A 19,265-nucleotide genomic window follows, 5' to 3' on the forward strand; every position below is an offset into this window, starting at 1 on the left:
TGAATGTCTCAGCATGCGATCTGACTCCTGCCGCGAGGCGGCGCGGCGGGTCCGCCGATAAAGGTGGCGCCGGCATAGGCACGGCCGAGCACAGCGGCGGGCACCAGCTCCGGTGCACGGCTGCCCTGGCCGATCGCACTGTCCAGCCCGAGCCGGGCCTCGCCGACGCGGTTCATTGCCCAGTAGAAGCGGACGTCGAAGATGGTGTGTGCCGGCTTTTCCAGCGCGACGATGCGGCGGGCGAGCGCGAGCTGCGATGCCTCGACGTCCGGATCCATATCGACCCGGCTGCGCGGCAACAGCACGCTGAAACGGTGGGCGGTACGGTCGATCGGCAGCTCCTGCCCCTCGAACATCAGCCAGTCGCGGGCCGCGGCCGGGGTGTCCGGAAGGTAATCCGGCAGCGGCACCAGGGTGATGTCGTCCCAGACGCTGTTATGCGCCGCGTTGAGCAGATCGATCGTGCGGTAGCGGGCGGCGAGGAAATCCTGCCAAGCCTGGCGATCATGGGTGGGCAGAGCGGCGTAGCGCTGCCAGGCCTCGCTTGGCGCGATGGGCAGATCTGTGGCGGGCGAGGCGACCCCGATCGAGGTCTGGAACGCCAGCCAGCGCGCGCGTTCGCTCTGGCCGAGGCTGGGCATGAAGCCGAATTGCCGCTGGACTAGGGTGGCCCAGATCGCTTCCTTGCCGGCCGGCGGGAAGAGCGGGAAGCGGCCGCCGGGTGCCGGCTTCTCTGGCCAGCGCGCCCACAGCCCGGCGGCGCCCTCCTCGGGCAGCCAGTCGCTGTCGAGGCTGCGAATACCGGGCGTCTGCGCGGTCGCCGGCGCGGGGAAGCTCCGCACGCGTGCGCGGCTGCGATAGGCCTCGACGATGCGGATAGTGCCGGGGCAGGCGCAATCCGGGCCGTCGAGGACGAAATCCGCCGCGGTTATCGTCGCATCGAGCGCGAGCTTGAGCGCGAGTTGCAATCCCCTGATCGTGCCGCGCCAGCCGAAGAACCGCGCGGCATTGGCGATGAACAACCGCCGCCGCCGCTCGTCCCAGACCGGATCGAGCGCAACCTCGTACCAGCTCGCCAGCCAGTCGAGCATCTCGACCGGGGCGGTGCGCGGATCGAAAAGCGTCTCGGCGGTGGCGATGCGGTCTTCGATCGCTGTGTTCAGCCCCTCGAAATTGGCGAGGAAGCGTTCGAGGAAGGAAGCCGAGACCGGCTCCTCGCGGTAGACGCCGGGCAGGAAGCGCTCGACATAGGAGAAGCGCGGATACCAGAGGCGAAGCGCGCGCAGGTGCGGCGTGACGCGGCCATCGCCGAGCAATGTGATCCGCAGCTGCGCATAACGCCCGGTGATCCCCTGGAGCAGGAGGCCCCAGCTGCCCTTGCCGATGCGCGCATCCGTCGCGGCGACCGCGATGGCGCGTTTCCCGGGAAGCTCGGTGCCGCTCGGCGACAAAGCGAGCATGGGCTGCGCGACCCAGCCGGTATCGGCCTGGGTGGCGAAAGTGGCGGAATCATCGGCGGCCCGGACTTCGACCAGCACTTGCGTGCCGGGCGGAATACAGCCGTCGAGGCGGATCCGGTCCCACACGCATTGCGGCGCGGCGCTGTCATAGATGGGTGTGACGAAGCTTGCCTTCTCGGCGAAGCGGCGATGCTTGACCTGGACCACCTGAACCCAGATCGGATCGGTCGCGCCGCTGTCATAATAAGCGTGGTTGCCGATCGCGACCAAGGCGCGCCCGCCGAAACGGCGGAGCGGCAACGTGGCCGAGGATGGGCGCGCCTCCCAGCGGCCGCCCCGCTGCATCAGATCGACCCGGCGCGCCTGGTTGCCGTCGGTATCGGCGAGCAGCAGGGCCGGCACCCCGCTCCTGCCGAGCGCGCCGAAGCAGGACGCGACGAAATCGAGCCGGATCAGCGGGCGGATCGCCGTCGCGCCCGGATCGACGATGAACAGCCCGGCCGGGCTTTTCTCCGGCGCATCAAGCAGCACGACGCTCCCATCGGCAAAGGTGGCGAGGCCGGCGGGCGCCGGGACGCTGGTGATGTCGATCGCCACTGGTTCGGCGGTGAAGCCCGGCGCGGGGTCAGTGCCGTCAGGCGCGAAGATCGCCGGCTCGGCCGGGACGGGGCGCGTCTCGACGCAAAGATGGCAATCGAGCTTGAGCAGGCGCGGCTTGCTCGCATCGCGCAACCAGAGCCCGCCATCTTCGGTGGCGGCGAGCGCCGCGACAAGAATGCCATCGGGAAGCCGGAGCCGTTCGGGCGGGCCGCCGCCAACCAGATCGAAACGCAACAGGCTGTCCCCGGCACCCGCGATCAGGAAGTCACTGGTGGTGACCGTGAGCCCGGCCAATGTTTCGGGCGCCGCAACATCGGGCACGGCATCCGTGAAGGCACGCGGCGCGGTGCGGCGGCGGCTGGCGGGGAGCGGCCAGAAAGGGGTGACGACGGTGTCGCCGGCCGAGCGCACGAGGAGGCCGCGCCGGTCGTCAGCGACGATGTAGAGGTTACCGTTGCGATCGGCGACTGCGTCGCGGTGGTCGGCGGCGGTGAACAGGGGCTCGCCGGGCGTGGGCGGAATCGGTTCGACAAGGGGGAGCAAGGTCAGCTGCCCGCTGTCGAAGGCGGGTGCGCCTGCATCGGTCGGCGCGTCATTCCATCGGCGCGCGAGCGTCACCGGCTTTGGGCCGACGGTGGTGCAGGCGCTCCAATCGTCCTTGCCGAGCATCAGATGGAAACGGGCGCTGTTGACGTTCATCAGCAGGTCCCCGCCAAAACCGGAACCGGCATGCGGCCGACCGCTGCAGTCGGCGTGGCGGTCGCGCCGCGCAGCACATCGAGCGGCAGAGGTGGCCCGGCAACGACTGAGAGGCCGAGAATTTCGGGCAGCTGGAGCCCCGACAGATCAACGCTGTCGACCGCGACACCGGAACCCTGAGCGAGCAGCACATCCTCGACCGAGACAATCCCGGCCGCACGCGCCACTTCGGCCTGCAGGCTGCGAGCATGGACCGCCCGGGCGAGCGGCCAGCCGCGAAGCGCCGGATCGATATCCGGGCCATAGAGCATCGGCAACTGCGGCATCGGTGTACCTGGCGCGGGCAGCGGGCTGAGGAACGCCTTGATCCGCGCCTTGACGCCCTCGACAACCTCGGCGACCGATCGCCCGCCAGCGACCTCGATACCGATCGAGATCCAGATGCCGACATAATCGGGCCCGCGCAGCACCAGCTCAGTCGTTACCAGACGGCGCGGATCGAGATAGTTGCAGAGCGTGTTGAGGAAGGGACGGTCCGCGCGCGGCGCATCGGGATAGGCCGGATCGCGCGTGGGAACGACCATCAGCGTGACCGCGCCTGGCGCCGAGCCGACGGTGATCGGCGCGATATCGGGATGGGCCGCAGGCAGCACCTCGATCCGGCCGATCGAAACGCCCGGGGTCCGCCAGGCGATCGCGCGGAAATCCTCAGCGGTCACCAGCCGGTCCCGGTGGGTGATGAAGCGCGGCACCTGGGTTTCGGCCGCCGTCACGCTCTCGGCATCGGCGCCGCCCCAGGTCGGTACCGGATTGGTCGCGGTCACGCCGGCTGCCAGCGACGGCCCCGCCTTGAGGGCGCCCGCGCCGACATTGCCCTCTGCACCGGCGGTGCAGGCATAGCTCGCATAGATCGCTTCGCCGAGCTTCGGCCGGCGGCCGGTAAAGCCATCGCCGAAGCGCAACAGCCCAGCCTCCGCGTCGCAGGAGAAGACCTCGACCGGATCGCCCATATCGGGTGCGCCGGTGATCGGCAGCTCGGGACCAGCGGCGCGGATATCGTCGATCGCGACCCAGTCGTGGCGCTCCTCATTGTCGATGCTGATTACCGCCACCGACCCGGCAAGCACCGGCGACTGGCGGAGCTGGCGAACCTGATCCGGCGTGCCGTCGCCATCGATTTGCCGCTCAGCGCTGACCAGCAATTGCTGGCGTATCTGGGCGGCGTTGATGCCGACCCAGTTGAGCTTGACGTCCGTCGTGCTGCCCGAGCGAATGCGGAGCCAGGTGACGAGACGCTTGGCGACATCGGGCGCGTCGGCGATCGGCGGCAGATCGCCGACCCCGGCCTCGAGCGGATCGAGCGACCAGAGATCGAGGCCGGCCGCGCTCGGAAGCGCAAGCTCGATGATGCCGGGCTGAGTCAGCGGATCGAAATCGGCGCGCGCCATGACGCGGACATAGGTGGGCGAGGGAGCGCCGTTCGCATCGAGTGCGATCGGGCCGGGGCTGGGCAGTTCGAAGCGGAGCAGCCCGTCGCTCAGCGCAGGCGGCGTGCCCGGGCGCGCGACGATCTGGTCGGCGCCCTGATCCGGCATCATGCCAAGCGACAGCGTCCGCCCGGCGAGCTTTTCCCGGAGATCGTCCCACCCGTCGCGGTCTTTCACCGGCACATTGTCCTGGGTGCGGCCGAGCAAGGCCACCCAGAGGCTGTGGTCGACCGTTTCGGCGAGATCGACATCGGCACCGGCCACGACCTCGACCGCCTCATACAGGGTCAGGACCGGCGGGACCGGCTTGCCATAAGAAGCATATAGCAGCGCGTAATAGTCCTGCAGCTCCTGGCTCGGCGATACGATCGGGCGGCGCACATAGAATTTCGCATCGAGCGGCAGCACGTCGAGCGAGGTCGCGGTGCGGAAGGGCAGCGTGCCCGCGAACAGCTCGGTGCCGCGCGGGACGACAAGCGATTCCACCGGTCCGCGCTCATTGGCGAAGGCGACGAGGCCGCGCGCTTCCTGCGCCGGCGCAAGCGGCACGCCGAGGAGCTGGAGGAACTTGGCGCGGTTGCGCTCGGGAATCTGGTTGGCGCGGTAGAGCAGGCTCTCGGTGATGTGCGCGAACAGCTGGATCAGCGTGACGCCGGGATCCGAATCGTTGAAATTGGTCCATTCGGGCGTGTGCGACGGGATGCGCGCGACAAGCTCGTCGACCAGCGCCTGGTAGCGGCGATTGTCGGTTACGGGCACGGGGAGTGGCATGTCTCTTCTCCCCTCAGCTTGCCACGGCCAGCGGCACGTCTAGCGTGACGCTCTGGGCGGCGCCGGTCGCGACGAGGCGATAGGCGATGGTTGCGATGGCGGTTTCGCTCGCCTTCGGATCGGCAGAGACTTGGACTGTGTCGACGGCGATGCGCGGCTCCAGCGCCTTCAGCGCTGTGTCGATGGCGTGGGCGATACGGGCATGGGTGGCGGCATTGTTGGGCTCGAACAGGAACGCGGTGAGCCCGGCGCCGAAGCGCGGCAGGCCAACCCGCTCGTTCGGATCGGTCCTGAGGATGATCGCGATCGATTCCTGGATGTTCCGCTCGCCCTCCGACCACAGCATGCGGCCCGAGGCATCGACGCGCGGCGGAAAGGCGACGCTCTTGCCAAAGGGACTGGTCATGCGCCACCTCCCTTGGCCTTGCCCTTGAGCTTCGGCACCGGGAAACAGAGGATGAAGAAGGGCACCCAGCGGAAGATGAAATCGAGCAGGGTGATGATGATGGTGAGCAGGATCAGCGCGCAGATCGTGATGATCGGGATCGAGAGCGAGCAGATCATGCCGATATCGATGCCATTGGCGTTCTTGCAGCCGCCGCCGTCTCCGGTGTCGATATCCTTGTGGAGCGGCCAGGGCAGGACCTGAAGCACCAGATCGATGAACCCCATGCCCTTGGCGCGCTGGACCTGGCCGCACAGCATATCGGACAGGACAAAGGCAGTGCCGCGGGCATGTTTGCGCAGGCCCGCCGGGCTGGTGTCCATCGGCAGGGTGATCCGGACCGGGCGCGCGGGCGCATCCGAATCGAAGAAATTGGCGAGCTCGAAGGATTCGCTGGGCTGCGACAGGGTGGGCGGATGAACCGGCCCGCAATCGGCGTTGAGATGGACGAAGCGCAGCACGAACTGGCCGGTATCGCCGACGCTGTCCTGCATGGTCTGCGCCAGCTGCTGCGCGAAGGGCATGGGACGCGCATCGCTCTCGTCGCTGGTATCGAGCGCCCGGGCGACGAGCACGGTGAGCTTTTCGACCGCGTTGATGTCAAAGGGTTGTGGCGGCGCAGCGGCATCCGGGGTGTCGGGCTCGGTTGGCGCAACAAGGGGGACTGTCAGGGCGTCGATCTCAGCATCGGGCGCGGCACCCGAGTTGGACGGCGGAAGGGTGCGGAAGCCACCTTGCGCGTCGATCGATTCACCCGCGCCATCACTGCCGATACCGGCAAGCAGGTAGTGGAAACCGGGCCAGACAGCGCGCTCGGCCAATACGTCGCGATACTGGGTCTCGACCGCCTCGAGCAGCGCGCCGACGCCGGGAGCATCGACATGGCGCAGCGCATCAGCGACGCTGCGCAGATGGGGAAGCGGCGGGTTGGGGCTAATTCCCGCAAGGTTGAAACCGTTGGCGAGCCGGTTGCTGTCAGCCTGGCTCGTCTGAGTTGAAAGCCAAGTATAGAGATCGAGCTTGGCACCGGTCAGCCCGGCTGACGCATTGTGCCGCACAGCATCAGCCACGGTCTTCAAATGGCGATCGAGGAACGCCATCAGGTCAAGCAGGAGCAGCCAGCTCTGCGACTGGAAACCGACGTTCCGTGCGCGGATGCGAGTCTGGCGCTGGGTCGTGCCCGACTTCGCATCCCGGTCGCGGTCGATATCGTCGGCCGCTTTCATCGCGGCCTGTATCAGCGCCTTCCACGGCTCGGCGAAATCCATCTTGAACTCAGTGGTGCGCGCGAGCTTCGAGTTGCGGGGCGTGGCAGGCGCGATGCCGGTGAGCGCTTCGGCCTGGCCCTCGACCAGGCGCTTCACGGTGCGCGTGATCGGTGCGCTCAGATATTGCTCGCGGCGCCCGACCGGGATCAGTCCGCCCCACAGGCTGCGCTTCAGGCCGTGCCCGTCCTGATGGGCGAGCGGGAAGGCCGGAAGCCGCTCCTCGCCGGGCGCGAGGACCGCCTCGTCGTCGTTCGAGACGCGCTGCCAGTGCGCGCCGGTGGCATCCTTCACATAGCCATATTCGACCAAAGGCGATCCCGCCGCAGCGTTGGCGGTTGCGGGCATGCGGCGGCGCAGGACAAAGCCGATCTGCTCATGGCCGCCCGCCAGCTTGCGATCGGGCAGGCCCGGGATCGCACAGGCAAGCGTGGCGCAGGCGATGTAGAAACGCTGATGTGCCGGCTGGTAAAGCTTGAGACGTGTGTTGGGGGCAGGCGTCGGCAGCGGCTTCGGCGCGCGCGCGAGCCGAGTCATCAGCCGGCTCTGCTTGAGCGGCGCCGGGAGCGGCACGCGTTCGATCAGATCCTCGGTCGCCAGCGTGCCGGGTGGCGAACGCCAGGTTTCCGGTCTGGCGACATGATCGGCCAGGCTGCCCGGATCCGTCTCGAGCATCCCGAGCAGCTGCTCCATGAACTCGTCGGTCGCGAAGCGCAGGATGGTCGGCGCGCGCCCGGGCGAGGCGCCGCCGCGCCACAAGGGCCGAGGTGCTGCCCAGGTCAGCGGATGGGCGAGCGCGGTCACCAGATATTCCCCGCGCCGGGCGTGTAGCTGGCCGAGACGATGCTGTTGCAGATCACCGTATCGGCCTGAACCACCCCTGAGAATTTCGACATGCCGGCATCGACCGTCACCATCCCCGCCGACACAGCGACCTGCGCTGCGTTGACCGTCACCTTGGCGGCGGCGGTGACGGTGATGCCGCTTGTCTCGAGCTTGACTGAGTTGCCGCTCGCATCCTCGATATCGACGGTCGGCGGCGTGTCCTTGAGCGTCACCTTCTGGCCGCCCGGAGTTTCCAGAATGAGCTGGACCTGACCGTCGGTGTCGTCGAGCGTGATCGTCACGCCCTGGCGCGACTTGATCACCTTGCGGTTGTTCTTGCCCGCGCCGTCCATGCTTTCAGGCGGAGAATCCGAGCCGTTCCACAGGCCGCCGATCACATAAGGCCGGGTCGGATCGCCATGTTCGAACGCGACCAGCACTTCGTCGCCGACATCGGGGATGAACCAGCTGCCGCGATCCTTGCCGGCGAAGAGCGACGCCATGCGTGCCCATGCCTCGTAGCGGCCGCCACCTGAATCGGGGCACCAGGGCAGCGTGACCTGGACGCGGCCCTGGCCATCGGGATCCTTGATGTCGACCACTGTCGCGGGCGCGACGCCGTACCAGATGCCGCCCCAGCCCTGCGGCATGCGCTCATCGAGCTGCATCTGGCGGCGATCGCCATCGAGGAGGAACAGGCTCATAAAGGCTTGATCCCCGGACGATTGCAGCGGAACTCAGTGCGCGCGCCGTGCTCGCTGTCGTAAAGATGCGTGACCGAGATCGCGCGGTAGCTGCCGTCGAACAGCGGCCCTAGGCCGGTGAGATCGAGCTTGACGCCAGCGCGCAGCTTGACGTCAGTCTCGCAGGTGCCCTCGCCAGTGATGAAGCCCCGCGCCATATGGCGGTAGCTTGCCTCGGCCAGTTGCTTCGCCTCGTCCGCCGAACGCGGCACGCCGTGGGCGAGCGTATCGACCCGTTCGCCAAGCGCCTGGACGAGGATGTCGCCGCCGGCGGTATCGCCGTTCAGCTCGGACTGGATGGCATCCTTGGCGCCGCGGTGGCTGACGCCCTCCTTGCCCGACACATCCCAGCCCGAGGCAATGACGGCGCTGCGCTGATTGGCGAGATCGGCCAGCACATGGAACGACCTGAGCGTTCCGGCCCAGGCGAGCGCGACGCCGTCCTGGGTCCGTGCGGGCGCTGCGTGCAGGGTCGTGCCCTGAACAAAGATATCGGCATCGAAGCGGCGGGCGGTGTCGAACAGAAAGGCGAGATCGGTCTGGTTGAGCTGCGCCAGCAAAGGCACGGTCGGCGCCTGGGTATCGACGTGGGCCTGGAGGCCATGTTCCTGAGCGACCTTGCGGACGATGTCGCCGAGCGAGGATTGCGCGAAGCAGCGCGTGCGCCGCGTCATCCGCAGATCCTGCAGCCGATCCTCGGCGAAGACAGTGATCCGCGCCGCCTCGCCTTCCGGGAAAGCGGCTGCGATGCCGGTGATGCGGCCTTCGAATAATATGCTGTCGTCGCCGACGCCGACCTTGATCGCCTTGCCGAAGTCGATCGTCTTGCGATCGAAATACTGGAAGCCCGGCTTGTCCTCACCGCCCCAATTGCCGAACACCAGCTCGGCGCGCGCCATGCCCTCGATGCTGTCGGTCAGCTCGTAGCGGAGCAGACTCGCCTCGAGCTTTGCATCGCGCCCGCCCTCGATCGCGATCGAAGGCCGCGCGGGGCGCATGGGCAGGCGGGCGACTTCAGCTGACATGTGCGGGCCTCAGCGCGGCGAAAGCCGGGCGGCGCGGAGCGCGACCATGCGCAGCCGACGTCGTGTTTCATGCGGGTGCGGCTCGCGTGGCGGCGCGCCGTCGCCCTTGGCGTCACCGGCCGGCTCCCCGCTGGCTTCGAATTCATCAATGACGACGGCCATTTCAGCTCTCCTCAATTGATCGACAGCGACGCGGAAGCGCTCGCCTCGAAGCTCGGCGGCGTGATCGACGCGCTCGCACTTGCGCCGAAGCCGACACTGGCCCCGACGCTGACACTGGCATCGAGATCGATCAGCGCCCCGGGCGACATGCGCAACGGATCCTCGACATTGTTGGCGGCGGCGATGCCCTGCCAGTCACCGCCCTTGCCGGCGGCGCCAGCCATCTGCTGCAGGCTGCCGCCCTGCGGCGCGGGCGTGAACGGACGCTGGCCGGGCCGGTTCGGAACCACGCCGCTCGAGCCCTTGAAATCGGCGACCAGGATCTTCTGCTGGCTCATCGTGACCGCAATACTCGCGCGCAGCGGCTTGCCGGCGGCCGAGAAGAATTCGAGCGATTCCTCGAGCCCCTCGACCATGCCATCAAAGATGAACGAGCCCCAGGAGAAGCGCGTTCCGGGTGGCGCCAGCTTCTTGGGATCCGAATCCGCCTTGGTTGGCGTCATGAAATAAATCACCTGTGACGTCAGGCGGCGGACGTCATCGAGCGGATTCTCGGTCATTGCGGTGACGTCGAACCACAGGGTCAGCGTAAGCTTGGTGGTGCCGGCGCCGACGAACTGGCGGCCGGCGGTCCCCGCCTTCTGGTCGCCGCCCTTGGGCTCGGCGACCTGGTTGGCGAAGGTGACCTTCATCGATTCCGGGTTGAACTGGACATCGAGCTTCTTGCCGCCGGGAAGCTCCGAGGTGAGATCCTGCTTGAGCTCGATGAGCTGCGCCTTGACGAGGACCTGCTCGCTCATGCCGCGCTCCCCAGGGCCTGGGCGAGCTGGAGCTTTTCATAGGAGAGCTGGAATTCCTCGACCGCGATCGTCCCGTCCTTGGCGTTGAATGCCGGCGCCTTGAGCTTGGCGGGCAGGCAGCGGCTGAGCTGGAAACGCGCGCGTTCCGTGCTGCCATCCTCAGCGAGCAGGACGATCTCCGCATTGGCGCGCAGGAACGGATCAGCGATCGAATCGGCGAACCAGGTCCAGAGATCGAAACTGTCGGTCACGCCGCGCTTCAGGGTGAGGTTGGAATAATTGATCACCCCGGGCACGCGATAGGCATGATCATTGGCGCCGCCCGAGCGGATCGTCTTGAAATCCTGCGTCATTTCGAGCCCGTCGCATTCAGCGAAGGCCGCCTTGCAGAGCGGCGCGCTCTTGCCGTCAGGATAGATCTCGACCGAGAAGTTGAAGGCGGTGAAGGGCCGCGGGGCGTCTGCCATCACGCATCCTCCAAGATGGTGAGCCGCGCGCCCTGCTGGACGAGAAGCACATTGAGGAAGCGGATCGCCTGGGCGGGCGCGACACCGATCTCGACGATCAGGCGGCCGCCATCAATATCGGCATCGCTTTCCTGCACCGCGACACGGTAGCTTTGCGCCGAGTTGGCGCCGGCAAAGGCGCCGCGCTGCTGGAGATCGTCGAGCGTGGCGGTGAGGCTGCGCTCGACCGCACGGCGCAGGACCGGGCCATTGGGCTCGAACACATAGGTCATGCCGCGGCGCCGCAGCGTGCGGCTGAGCAGCATCATCAGCCGGCGGACGTTGATCTGGCGCCAGTCGCGCTCGTTCGACAGAGTATCGGCGTCGCGCAGCGCGAAGCCGAGCGGCAGGCGGCGGACCATATTGATACGGGCGCGGTCGAGCGAGAGCAGCTCAGCCTCTGGAAGCGCCGGGTCGAGCCCGACAATGTCCTGGACCGGATCGTTCGCGGGCGCGATCCAGGCGCCCCGGCTCTGTGCCCGCGCCGCCATCAATCCGGCGACCGCGCCATCGGGGGGCGACGAGACCAGCCCGGCGCTGCCGCGGGCAACCAGCCAGGGGTGATAGAGTGCGCCGTAAGACAGGAGCCGCTGCTCGTCGCTGCCGAGCTGGCCGGCAGTGCCGACGCCCGTGGCGAGCGTCGCCAGCCTGGTGGCGTGCGCGGTCGCGGCGGCAGTGCGGAATTGGCGGGGCAGCGACAGCAGCACGAAGAAATCGCCGCCCGCTCCGGCAATGCGCAAGGTCGCAAGCTGGAGGCGGGAAAGGCGCGCCGCATCGACTGGCGTCGCGACATAGGTTGCGGCGCGCAGCACCACAGCGATGCTCGCATAGGAGGAGACATTGCCGTCGAGCTCAATATGCAGGCGGTAATAATGGGCGCCCTGGGCGCGGCCGGGAATGTCGAGATGCTCGACTGCCTTTTCGCGCAGGATTTCGACTGCGTCCGAGAAATCGGCACGCGCTGCCTCTTCCAGCGCGACCACGCTGCCGACTGGCTGCGGCCCCCAGGACAGAGTGAAAACGTCGGCGGCGACCGGCTTTGTCGGTCCGGTCAGCACCGGCGTGGCGAGAAGCGTCGTGCTGCTGTCGAGAAACGCGCCATAATCGGGCGTGGTCAGTGCGGTCGTATTGGCGGAGGGGCAGCCACCTGAATGTGTCCGCCAGTCGGGCATGGCTGGCGCGCCCGGCTTTGGCGGGAGCACTGCGTCGGGCGCTGCGCCGAGCTCCCAACCGGGCTGGACCGCGTCGGGAACGGCAAGCAGGCTCGGCTCGGGGAACAGATCGCCGGCGATATCGAGCGCTGCATGCACGCCGAACAGCTGCTGCTCGTCGAGATCGCGGATCGCGGCGGCGGCCTGCACCAGCGCCGGGCCACGGAGATCGGCAAGACGGGGATCGAGGAACAGCTTTTCGTCGAACCGCGAGAGCCCGTCGCGAACCAGCGAATCCTCCGCCTGAGGCAGCGGACCGACGGGCTCGCCAAAGCTTGGATCGAGGCCGATCGGCAACCAGGAGGAGCGCAGTGCGAGGCGATCGGCGGCGGTGAAATAGGGCGTGCCGAAGCGCGCGGCGATGTCGGCGAAGACTGCGTTTGCGCCGCTGCCGAGATAGCCGAGCGCAATCGCAGCACTTTCATCGCGCGAGACCGCGAAGCCGGGGCGGATCGCGGCGGTGCGCCTGGCCGGATCAGCGTAAAAGAGATCGGCGTCGACCAGCCCCTGGACCGCGCCACTCGCCTCGGGCGCCAGCGACAGCCCGGCATGGACGCGATCGTTGGCGGGGCGATGCTCGGCAATGTCGATCGTGACCCGTGCCGCAGCGAGCGCGCTGCCGGGCATGCGGGATGCGACCTGCTGCCATGTAGGGCCAATCGCCTTTTCATCCTGGATCACGTCGATGCGCAGCCAATCGGCTTCGCCCTTATGCAGGAAATGGAGCCAGCGGCCGCGCGCAAGCATGGGGATGCCGGCCGGATCATCGAGCGCGAGCGTGGGGGGCGTGCTTTCAGTGAGGGTGGCGGCGAAGCTGCCGTCCTCGCCCGCTATCCGTACATGGCCCTTCTTGATCACCGGGCTCTTTTCGGAACCGGAGATGCGCGCGAAAGAAGCAATCCACAGCGCGAAAACCTCGCCATTCGCGAGCCGCAGGACCTTGGCGTAGCGGGTGACGAAGCCATTGCCGCCGATCAGTTCGACCAGATCGCCGGGCGAGAGCACGCCCTGATCGGCAAAGGCCAGGCCATAAGGCAGGCGGCGTTGGCCGGTGATCGCAACCGGGCGGCGCGAAACCCGGGCGGCGAGCTGCATCGCATCCGACCAGGAGCCGAGACTGGCCGCGCTCAGCATGGCCGGTGCTATGACGCTGGCGCCGTCGTCCGGGTCCGGCAGGCGGCTGAGCAGGCCAGGCATCAGAAAGCTGCCCACAACGGCGGGGCGCGAGCCCGGATCGGCCACGCCGAGCGTAGCACGGACGGCTGCGAGATCATCGGTCTCGGCAAGCCGGATTGCCCAGCATCTCTTGCCGCCGTTGGAGAAGAAGCCGCGAATGGCGGCGGCGAGATTGCCGGTCAGGCGCGCGCCGCTCTCGCCATCGTAAGCGAGCGGGCAATCGCCCCCGAACACGGTTTCATAGGCAGCCGCGCTCGAGAGTGCGATCGCGCGGTGGCAGGGCCCGCGCTGGGCAAATCCCGCGAACACGGCGACGTCCATGCGCGGCAGCGCCTCGACGACCGGCGCCGGGGCGATGTCGACGCGAATGCCGGGAAGGGCGTCGCCGGCGAACATCGCTTATTGCATCTCCAGCCGCTCGTAGGCGAGCACCAGCTCCTCCATCGCGACATCAGTGCCCTTGGCGTTAAGCGGTCCGCTGGTGTGCTTGATGATGCGGGCACGGAGCAGCTTCCAGACCTGGACGTCCGCCGTATGGTCCTCGTTCTTGAGGGTGATCGTGACGGTGCGTAGCGCGCTCTGATCGCCATTGCGGATCTGATCGAGCCATTTGTAGAGATTGAGCGAACCGATGACGCCGCGCTTCATGGTGACGTCAGTCGACTTGTTCATGCCGGTGATCTTGACCACCGAATTTTCCTTGCTGTTGCCCAGCCGGTATTCGGAGACGGTCACTTCCATCCCGATACCGCTGATTTCCTGGAAGCCCGCCTGTGGGCTTTCGGGGTTGCCATCGCCCAGATCGACCAGGAAGTTGAACTGGACGTATGGGCGATCTGCTCTGAGAACTGCCATGACGATGTCCCCTTATGACTTGCGGTCGGCCGTCCACTGGCCGATACGGAAGATGACGAATTCGGCGGGACGCAGTGGCGAAACCCCGACCAGGCAGACGAGCCGGCCGTTATCGAGATCGTTCTGGGTCATGGTGGAGCGGTCGCATTTGACGAAATAGGACCGTTCCGGCTTGTCGCCGAGCAGAGCGCCAGATTGCCATTCGTTGAGGAGGAAATCCTCGATCGTGCGGCGCACATTATCCCAGAGCCGCTCACCATTGGGCTCGAACACGGCCCATTGGGTGCCCTTGTCTATCGAGCGCTCGAGATAGGCGAAGTATCTGCGAAGATTGACATATTTCCACTCTGGATCGGAGCTGGCGGTGCGCGCGCCCCAGAGCCGCATGCCGCGCCCCTCGAAGAAGCGGAAGCAGTTGATCCCTTCGGGATTGAGCACTTCCTGCTGCGCCTTGTTGATCAGCTTCTCGAAGCCGAGCGCCAGCGTGACGACCTCGTTGGCCGGCGCCTTGAAGACAGCGCGCTCGGTATCGTTGCGGGCATAGATGCCGGCGACGAAGCCCGAAGGCGGATAGAGATTCTCCTGCCCCGTCTGCGGATCGATGATCTTTACCCAAGGGAAATAAAAGGCGGCGTGGCTGCTGTCGAACTTGGCGCGATAGGCCCGGACCTCGGCGATCGACTGACCCTTGATGCTGTCGAGCACCGCGATCCGATATTGCATCCGCTCGGCATGGCTGATCAGCGCGTTTGCGACCGGCTGAGCGCTGGTAGCGGTGAAGGTCGAGCCGGGCGCCGCCACGATTGAGATGTCCTCAATGTCCTCGAACGCCGCGAGACCCTTTTTGCGGTTGGTGGTCGGATCCTCAGCGCCTTGGAATGACGCTAGGTCCGGCATCTTGCCGTCGCTGCCTTTGGTCAGGAAGAAGACCGCCTCGAAGAACGGCGCGGTGCCGGTGCTGGCGGACAGATCGGTTGTCAGGAAGCGGTTGGGCGTCCCGTTGACAGCGGTGTGATAGTCCCACACCAGCTTGGCGCCGTTGCGCGGGTTGGTGTCGTCAGTCCCGGCGGCGGTGAGCACCAGCTCGGCGGCGGCGAGCTGTTCCGTCGTAGCGGCCAGATCGGCGGCCGCCGCATCGGCATCGGCTTGCGCCAGCGGTATCTTCGCGGCCGCCGCGTCGAGCAGTATTTGCTCGTCATCGACCAGCTTCTGGGCATCCGTGACCTTCTGCGTGAGTGCGGCCGTCTTGCTGGGGTCTGCGTTGGCTAGGAGATCGGCCTTCGCCTTGGCGAGCGCGACATTCAGTGGATCGATCTTGGCCTGCTCCGCATCACGGTCTGCTTTCGCCTTTGCCAGCGCGGCGATCGCCAGGGGATTGGCGACGACTGCTTCGTCGTTGCGCTTTTTGGCGGCATCGCGCTCAGCAGTGGCCTGGACCTTGGTCAGCGTGGTGAACACGATCGGTATCGAGCGCGCGGCCGAGAGATTGGCCGGCTCAGCTGCAAAATAATCGAACAGCGAGTCATGTGCGCCCGCGGTCTTGTGGGCACGGTCAATCGCCAGGCCGGTCGCTGCGAAGAAGGGCAAACCGGGTTCACCCGGCTCGACATAGACGGTGGCGGTGATCGTACGCACCGTGGCCGTCGCGGCGAGATCCTTGAGGGCGACGTCGTCGGTACCGGTATCCTTGCCGTCCTGCGGCCTGAAGCTCCACAGCCCCTTCTGCGCGTCGAAACTGGCCAGGAAGACGCCCGTCTTGGCAGCGCCACCGCCAATATACACGACATCGCGGTCCTGCGACGCGCGGAGTTCGGGGGCGCCGGTAGTCACCAGCTTGTTCTGGCTCACCCAGAATTGCAGCCGCACCCGCGCCTCGCCCGCCTTGCCGGGGAAACGGGCGCGGATGCTGACATTGGCGGGCGGCGCCGAATCGCCGGGGACGGTGGCGCAGCTCGCTATCGGATCGCCGTTGAAGGCGCGGGCAACATAGAGCCGCTTGCCGCCTTCTTCGAAAAAGGCGCGGACAGCGTTCCACATATAATTGTCGGTCGGCTTGCCGCCGTCCTCGAATGCGAGCTGCTGGCGCCCGGCATAGACGCGCTCGAATTCGACGAGCGAGGTGATGATGTCCGGCTCGATGTCGATCGGGCCAAAGCGCGTCGCGCCGACGAACCCGGTGGTGGTGGTGCTGACACCTTCGATCGACTTGGCCCGGTAGGAGACTTCCTCCACGAAGACGCCGGGGGCGAGATATTCAGGCATGGGCAGTCTCCTCGATCAATTCGGCTTGAGGTAGAGGGTTGAAAGGCGCTCGCTCGCTGACTTCATCGAGACGAGGGTGAGCGGACGGCCGAGCGTCAGCGGTTGCGCGGGCAAGGGATCGGTCTTGCCGAATTGCTTGAGCGCAACGCGCGCCGGGCTGGAAAGCTGACCGAGGATCGCGCCGAGATCAGGCAGATCATCCGTGAGTTCGTCCCAATAGACAGCGATCTCGGCATCCCAGGTCACCGCGGCGCGGCCCTTGGCTGCTTCGACAGGAGTCTGGCTGGGCAGTGCCGGATAGCCGCCGCTTGCAGCGATCGAGCCGTTCGCGCCTGCGATGCCGAGCGCAATGATCTTACCGCCGATCGAGACGGTCATCGCCGCCCAGGCGGCCGGCTTGTCGGAGCCGTTGGCCTGACGTTCGGCGAGCTGGGCACGGACCATTGCCCTCGAGGCGGATATCGCGCGCGTCATCGACGGAAACAGCGGCAGATAATCGGGCGCATAGCCGACCGGCGCGTCGGCCGGCAGCAACGGCGCGATCTTCGCCTGATCGAGCGCCGCCGAGCCCGGCCAGACGAACCGGCCGCGTACCGGCAGCTTGGCATCGAAACGGATCGGCAGGAAGCGGCGGAACGGATCGTCGACGGCCACATGGAAGGTCCGCGCCTTGGCGGGCCAGTCGGCGGCACTCTCGCCGAGGATCGCGTCGAGGCCGGGCAGGCGCGGCGTCATCCAGGTGCTGCTCGGCGTCGGCCCGAGCTCAGCGGTACGGAAGGGCCGCGCGGCGTCCGTGATGCGGACCTCCAGCCCGTCGCCGACAAGCGACAGATCCGAGGCGTCGCGAAAGGCGAAGCCCAGGGGCACGTACCGCACGAAGCGATCGGGCGAGACGAGCGCCAGCGTCATGCGACATCCTCGGCCACGCCGACGCCAAAGCCGCGCTCGAGCACGATGCCGGTGTCGTCGAGCGCCTGGTTGCTGTCGATCAGCACCATGCGGACGAGATAATTGACGAACAGCGGATGGCGGCGAATGCGATCCCACATCGACAATTGATCGACGACGCTGAGCGGATCGCAGACCAGATCGAGATCTTCCTCGACCGTGAAGATGCCGTCCTCAGTGAGATAATCATTGAGCTGGGCGGCGGTGATCGAGCCTGCATCCTCAAGCGCACGCATCACCCAGCCGAGCATGCGCAGCTGCTTCTCCGTCGAGGAGGCGACCGGAATGATCAGGAAGCTGAGATCGAGCGGCAGCGAGGGCCTGAAGCGGCGCCCGAAGATATCGACGCGTGGAGCCCGCGCACGGCGCTGGGTATTGATCGCCACGCGCCACGGCAGGATGGCGAAGCCATCGACGGTCAGGCCCTTTTCGATGTCCTTGGCCTGATACATCTCGACCGTCAGCGTATCGAAGGCGTCGCGGGGATAGCGCTCGCGCAACAGCCCCCGGATCGCTGCGGCGACTGCGGCGATGGCTTGATGCTGTGCCATCAGCCCGTCCGCGCCACGGTGCGGATCGCATCGGCCAGGCTGTGCTGACCGCCGGCCGTGAAGCGCCAGCCCTGACGATCGACCCGGTAGAGATTACCGGCAAGGCCGTCGTCGCCGATCGCCACCACGCCGATCCTGGCGGCATCGGCAATCGCCCGCAGCGCCGGCGTGCACTCGCCGAGCGGGACCTGATGCAGGACGACGACGTCGATATCGTCGGGCGCAATCTCTGAAGGGTCAGCCTGGATCAGCTCGATATCCTCACAATCGGAAAGCGCGCCCTGGAACGCCGATTTGACCATTGCGGTGGTCGTGCCGAGCAATACGCGGATCGTCATCGCGTCCCCCGCCTCTGGTCAGGGTGTTACTGCTAGGCCTGGTGGGTGCGGCGGCGCATGAGCCGGAGGATCGGGAAAAGGGCCCGGGCCCTCATTCGGACGGCACGACCGGATCATTCGACCAGGCCAATGGCCCGGACCATATGGTCCAGGCGGGGATAAAATGGCCCGGATGGCCGGGGAGAAACATCCAAAACCCAATGTTTATCGCGAATCGCGGTTCCGAATCGGTCCGATTCGAGTATAATTCGCTCAGGTTGATTGCGGTGCTGCTTCGCTGTGTCGGAGTGTTGTCCGCAGGAAACGACGTGCAAAAACCGGGAAACTGGGTCGCGAGTTTCTTCCCCATCGAGTTGTTGACCGGGCCAGTCGAGCCGGGCGACCGATATCAAGTCCTGTACGGACAGCGGGAGTATCGCGCATGGAATTGCATCGGACTGGCGAGGCACATAGCGACACGAGACCAGTGGCAGTGGTGGTCAGCGACGTCCTGATTTATCGGGAAGGCATCGCCGCGGGTCTTGCCCGGATCGGCGACCTGCGGCTGGTGGGGGCGATCTCGTCCGATGCCCTGCCAGGGGCGCTCGCAGCGTACGCAGTCCAGATCATTTTCCTCGATATCTCCCGCACCTGCTCGCGCGACGCGGCGCGTGCGGCGCGCGCGCTTGCGCCCAAGGTTCAGGTGATCGGCTTCGGGATGACCAGCGAGGATGAGGGCCTTGCCGGCGCCGAGGCGGGCGTGACGGCTTTTGTCGACCATGACGGCACGATCGAGGATCTGAATCTCGCAGCCACCCGCGTGCTGAGCGGGCTTCCCGTCTGCCCACCGGGGCTCACCGCCCGGCTGCTGCAGCGCGTGGCGCAGCTTGCCGGGCTCGGCCGCGTGGATTCGGACGCTCACCTCACCCGTCGTGAACGCGAGATCGCGTCACTGGTCGAGGAAGGGCTTTCCAACAAGGAGATCGCCTGCACGCTCAACATCAGCCCGGCGACGGTCAAGAATCACGTCCATATGATCCTCGACAAGCTCAACCTGACGCGCCGGCGGATGATCATGCTCGACAACGCGCCCCATGCCGGCATGCGACTGCCGCATCCGCAGGGGCACGAGAGCCGGAGCCAGGCGGCGATCTGAG

16 protein-coding genes are annotated in these 19,265 nt (G+C 66.8%); 1 reads left to right on the forward strand and 15 read right to left on the reverse strand.

Annotated elements, in window-relative coordinates:
• Nucleotides 1-8 precede the first annotated feature (8 nt).
• From AC1DVS_RS01535 to AC1DVS_RS01605, 15 genes are read right to left on the reverse strand one after another with little or no spacing between them, the layout of a single operon-like run.
• Entirely contained in the window at nucleotides 9-2,759 is a 2,751-nt protein-coding gene (locus tag AC1DVS_RS01535) for a phage tail protein (protein WP_478019640.1), read from the reverse strand.
• Nucleotides 2,759-5,017, reverse strand: a complete 2,259-nt coding sequence (locus AC1DVS_RS01540; RefSeq protein ID WP_478019641.1) for a baseplate J/gp47 family protein — start codon at nucleotides 5,015-5,017, stop codon at nucleotides 2,759-2,761. The genes AC1DVS_RS01535 and AC1DVS_RS01540 overlap by 1 nt, the downstream gene beginning before the upstream one ends.
• A 13-nt stretch (nucleotides 5,018-5,030) precedes the next feature.
• Nucleotides 5,031-5,423, reverse strand: coding sequence for a GPW/gp25 family protein (locus AC1DVS_RS01545; RefSeq protein WP_478019642.1), 393 nt, complete (start codon nucleotides 5,421-5,423; stop codon nucleotides 5,031-5,033).
• Nucleotides 5,420-7,531 (reverse strand): hypothetical protein, encoded by a 2,112-nt coding sequence (locus AC1DVS_RS01550; protein WP_478019643.1) that lies wholly within the window; start codon nucleotides 7,529-7,531, stop codon nucleotides 5,420-5,422. Before AC1DVS_RS01550 ends, AC1DVS_RS01545 begins: the two co-directional genes overlap by 4 nt.
• Nucleotides 7,528-8,256, reverse strand: coding sequence for a phage baseplate assembly protein V (locus AC1DVS_RS01555; RefSeq protein WP_478019644.1), 729 nt, complete (start codon nucleotides 8,254-8,256; stop codon nucleotides 7,528-7,530). The genes AC1DVS_RS01550 and AC1DVS_RS01555 overlap by 4 nt, the downstream gene beginning before the upstream one ends.
• Nucleotides 8,253-9,320: a phage late control D family protein gene (locus AC1DVS_RS01560; RefSeq protein WP_478019645.1), complete on the reverse strand. Its 1,068-nt coding sequence runs from the start codon at nucleotides 9,318-9,320 to the stop codon at nucleotides 8,253-8,255. The genes AC1DVS_RS01555 and AC1DVS_RS01560 overlap by 4 nt, the downstream gene beginning before the upstream one ends.
• Before the next feature lie 9 nt (nucleotides 9,321-9,329).
• Nucleotides 9,330-9,482: a hypothetical protein gene (locus tag AC1DVS_RS01565; RefSeq protein ID WP_478019646.1), complete on the reverse strand. Its 153-nt coding sequence runs from the start codon at nucleotides 9,480-9,482 to the stop codon at nucleotides 9,330-9,332.
• A gap of 11 nt (nucleotides 9,483-9,493) precedes the next feature.
• The gene (locus AC1DVS_RS01570) at nucleotides 9,494-10,282 is read right to left on the reverse strand and encodes a CIS tube protein (protein ID WP_478019648.1); all 789 of its coding nucleotides are present in this window, start codon (nucleotides 10,280-10,282) and stop codon (nucleotides 9,494-9,496) included.
• Complete coding sequence (locus AC1DVS_RS01575; RefSeq protein WP_478019650.1) at nucleotides 10,279-10,749, reverse strand: phage tail protein; 471 nt, start codon at nucleotides 10,747-10,749, stop codon at nucleotides 10,279-10,281. Before AC1DVS_RS01575 ends, AC1DVS_RS01570 begins: the two co-directional genes overlap by 4 nt.
• Nucleotides 10,749-13,571 (reverse strand): phage tail sheath C-terminal domain-containing protein, encoded by a 2,823-nt coding sequence (locus AC1DVS_RS01580; RefSeq protein ID WP_478019652.1) that lies wholly within the window; start codon nucleotides 13,569-13,571, stop codon nucleotides 10,749-10,751. The genes AC1DVS_RS01575 and AC1DVS_RS01580 overlap by 1 nt, the downstream gene beginning before the upstream one ends.
• 3 nt (nucleotides 13,572-13,574) lie before the next feature.
• Entirely contained in the window at nucleotides 13,575-14,030 is a 456-nt protein-coding gene (locus AC1DVS_RS01585; RefSeq protein ID WP_478019654.1) for a phage tail protein, read from the reverse strand.
• Nucleotides 14,031-14,042: 12 nt separating this feature from the next.
• On the reverse strand, nucleotides 14,043-16,292 hold the full coding sequence (locus AC1DVS_RS01590; protein ID WP_478019656.1) for a phage tail sheath family protein: 2,250 nt from the start codon (nucleotides 16,290-16,292) through the stop codon (nucleotides 14,043-14,045).
• Nucleotides 16,293-16,307: 15 nt separating this feature from the next.
• Nucleotides 16,308-17,201, reverse strand: a complete 894-nt coding sequence (locus AC1DVS_RS01595) for a hypothetical protein (protein WP_478019658.1) — start codon at nucleotides 17,199-17,201, stop codon at nucleotides 16,308-16,310.
• The gene (locus AC1DVS_RS01600; RefSeq protein ID WP_478019660.1) at nucleotides 17,198-17,791 is read right to left on the reverse strand and encodes a Pvc16 family protein; all 594 of its coding nucleotides are present in this window, start codon (nucleotides 17,789-17,791) and stop codon (nucleotides 17,198-17,200) included. The genes AC1DVS_RS01595 and AC1DVS_RS01600 overlap by 4 nt, the downstream gene beginning before the upstream one ends.
• Entirely contained in the window at nucleotides 17,791-18,129 is a 339-nt protein-coding gene (locus AC1DVS_RS01605) for a hypothetical protein (protein WP_478019662.1), read from the reverse strand. Before AC1DVS_RS01605 ends, AC1DVS_RS01600 begins: the two co-directional genes overlap by 1 nt.
• A gap of 421 nt (nucleotides 18,130-18,550) precedes the next feature.
• On the opposite strand from AC1DVS_RS01605, the gene AC1DVS_RS01610 reads away from it, so the two are divergent.
• Entirely contained in the window at nucleotides 18,551-19,264 is a 714-nt protein-coding gene (locus AC1DVS_RS01610) for a response regulator transcription factor (protein WP_478019663.1), read from the forward strand.
• Nucleotide 19,265: the final 1 nt, after the last annotated feature.

This window comes from Sphingomonas sp. P3_C5 (assembly GCF_056402635.1).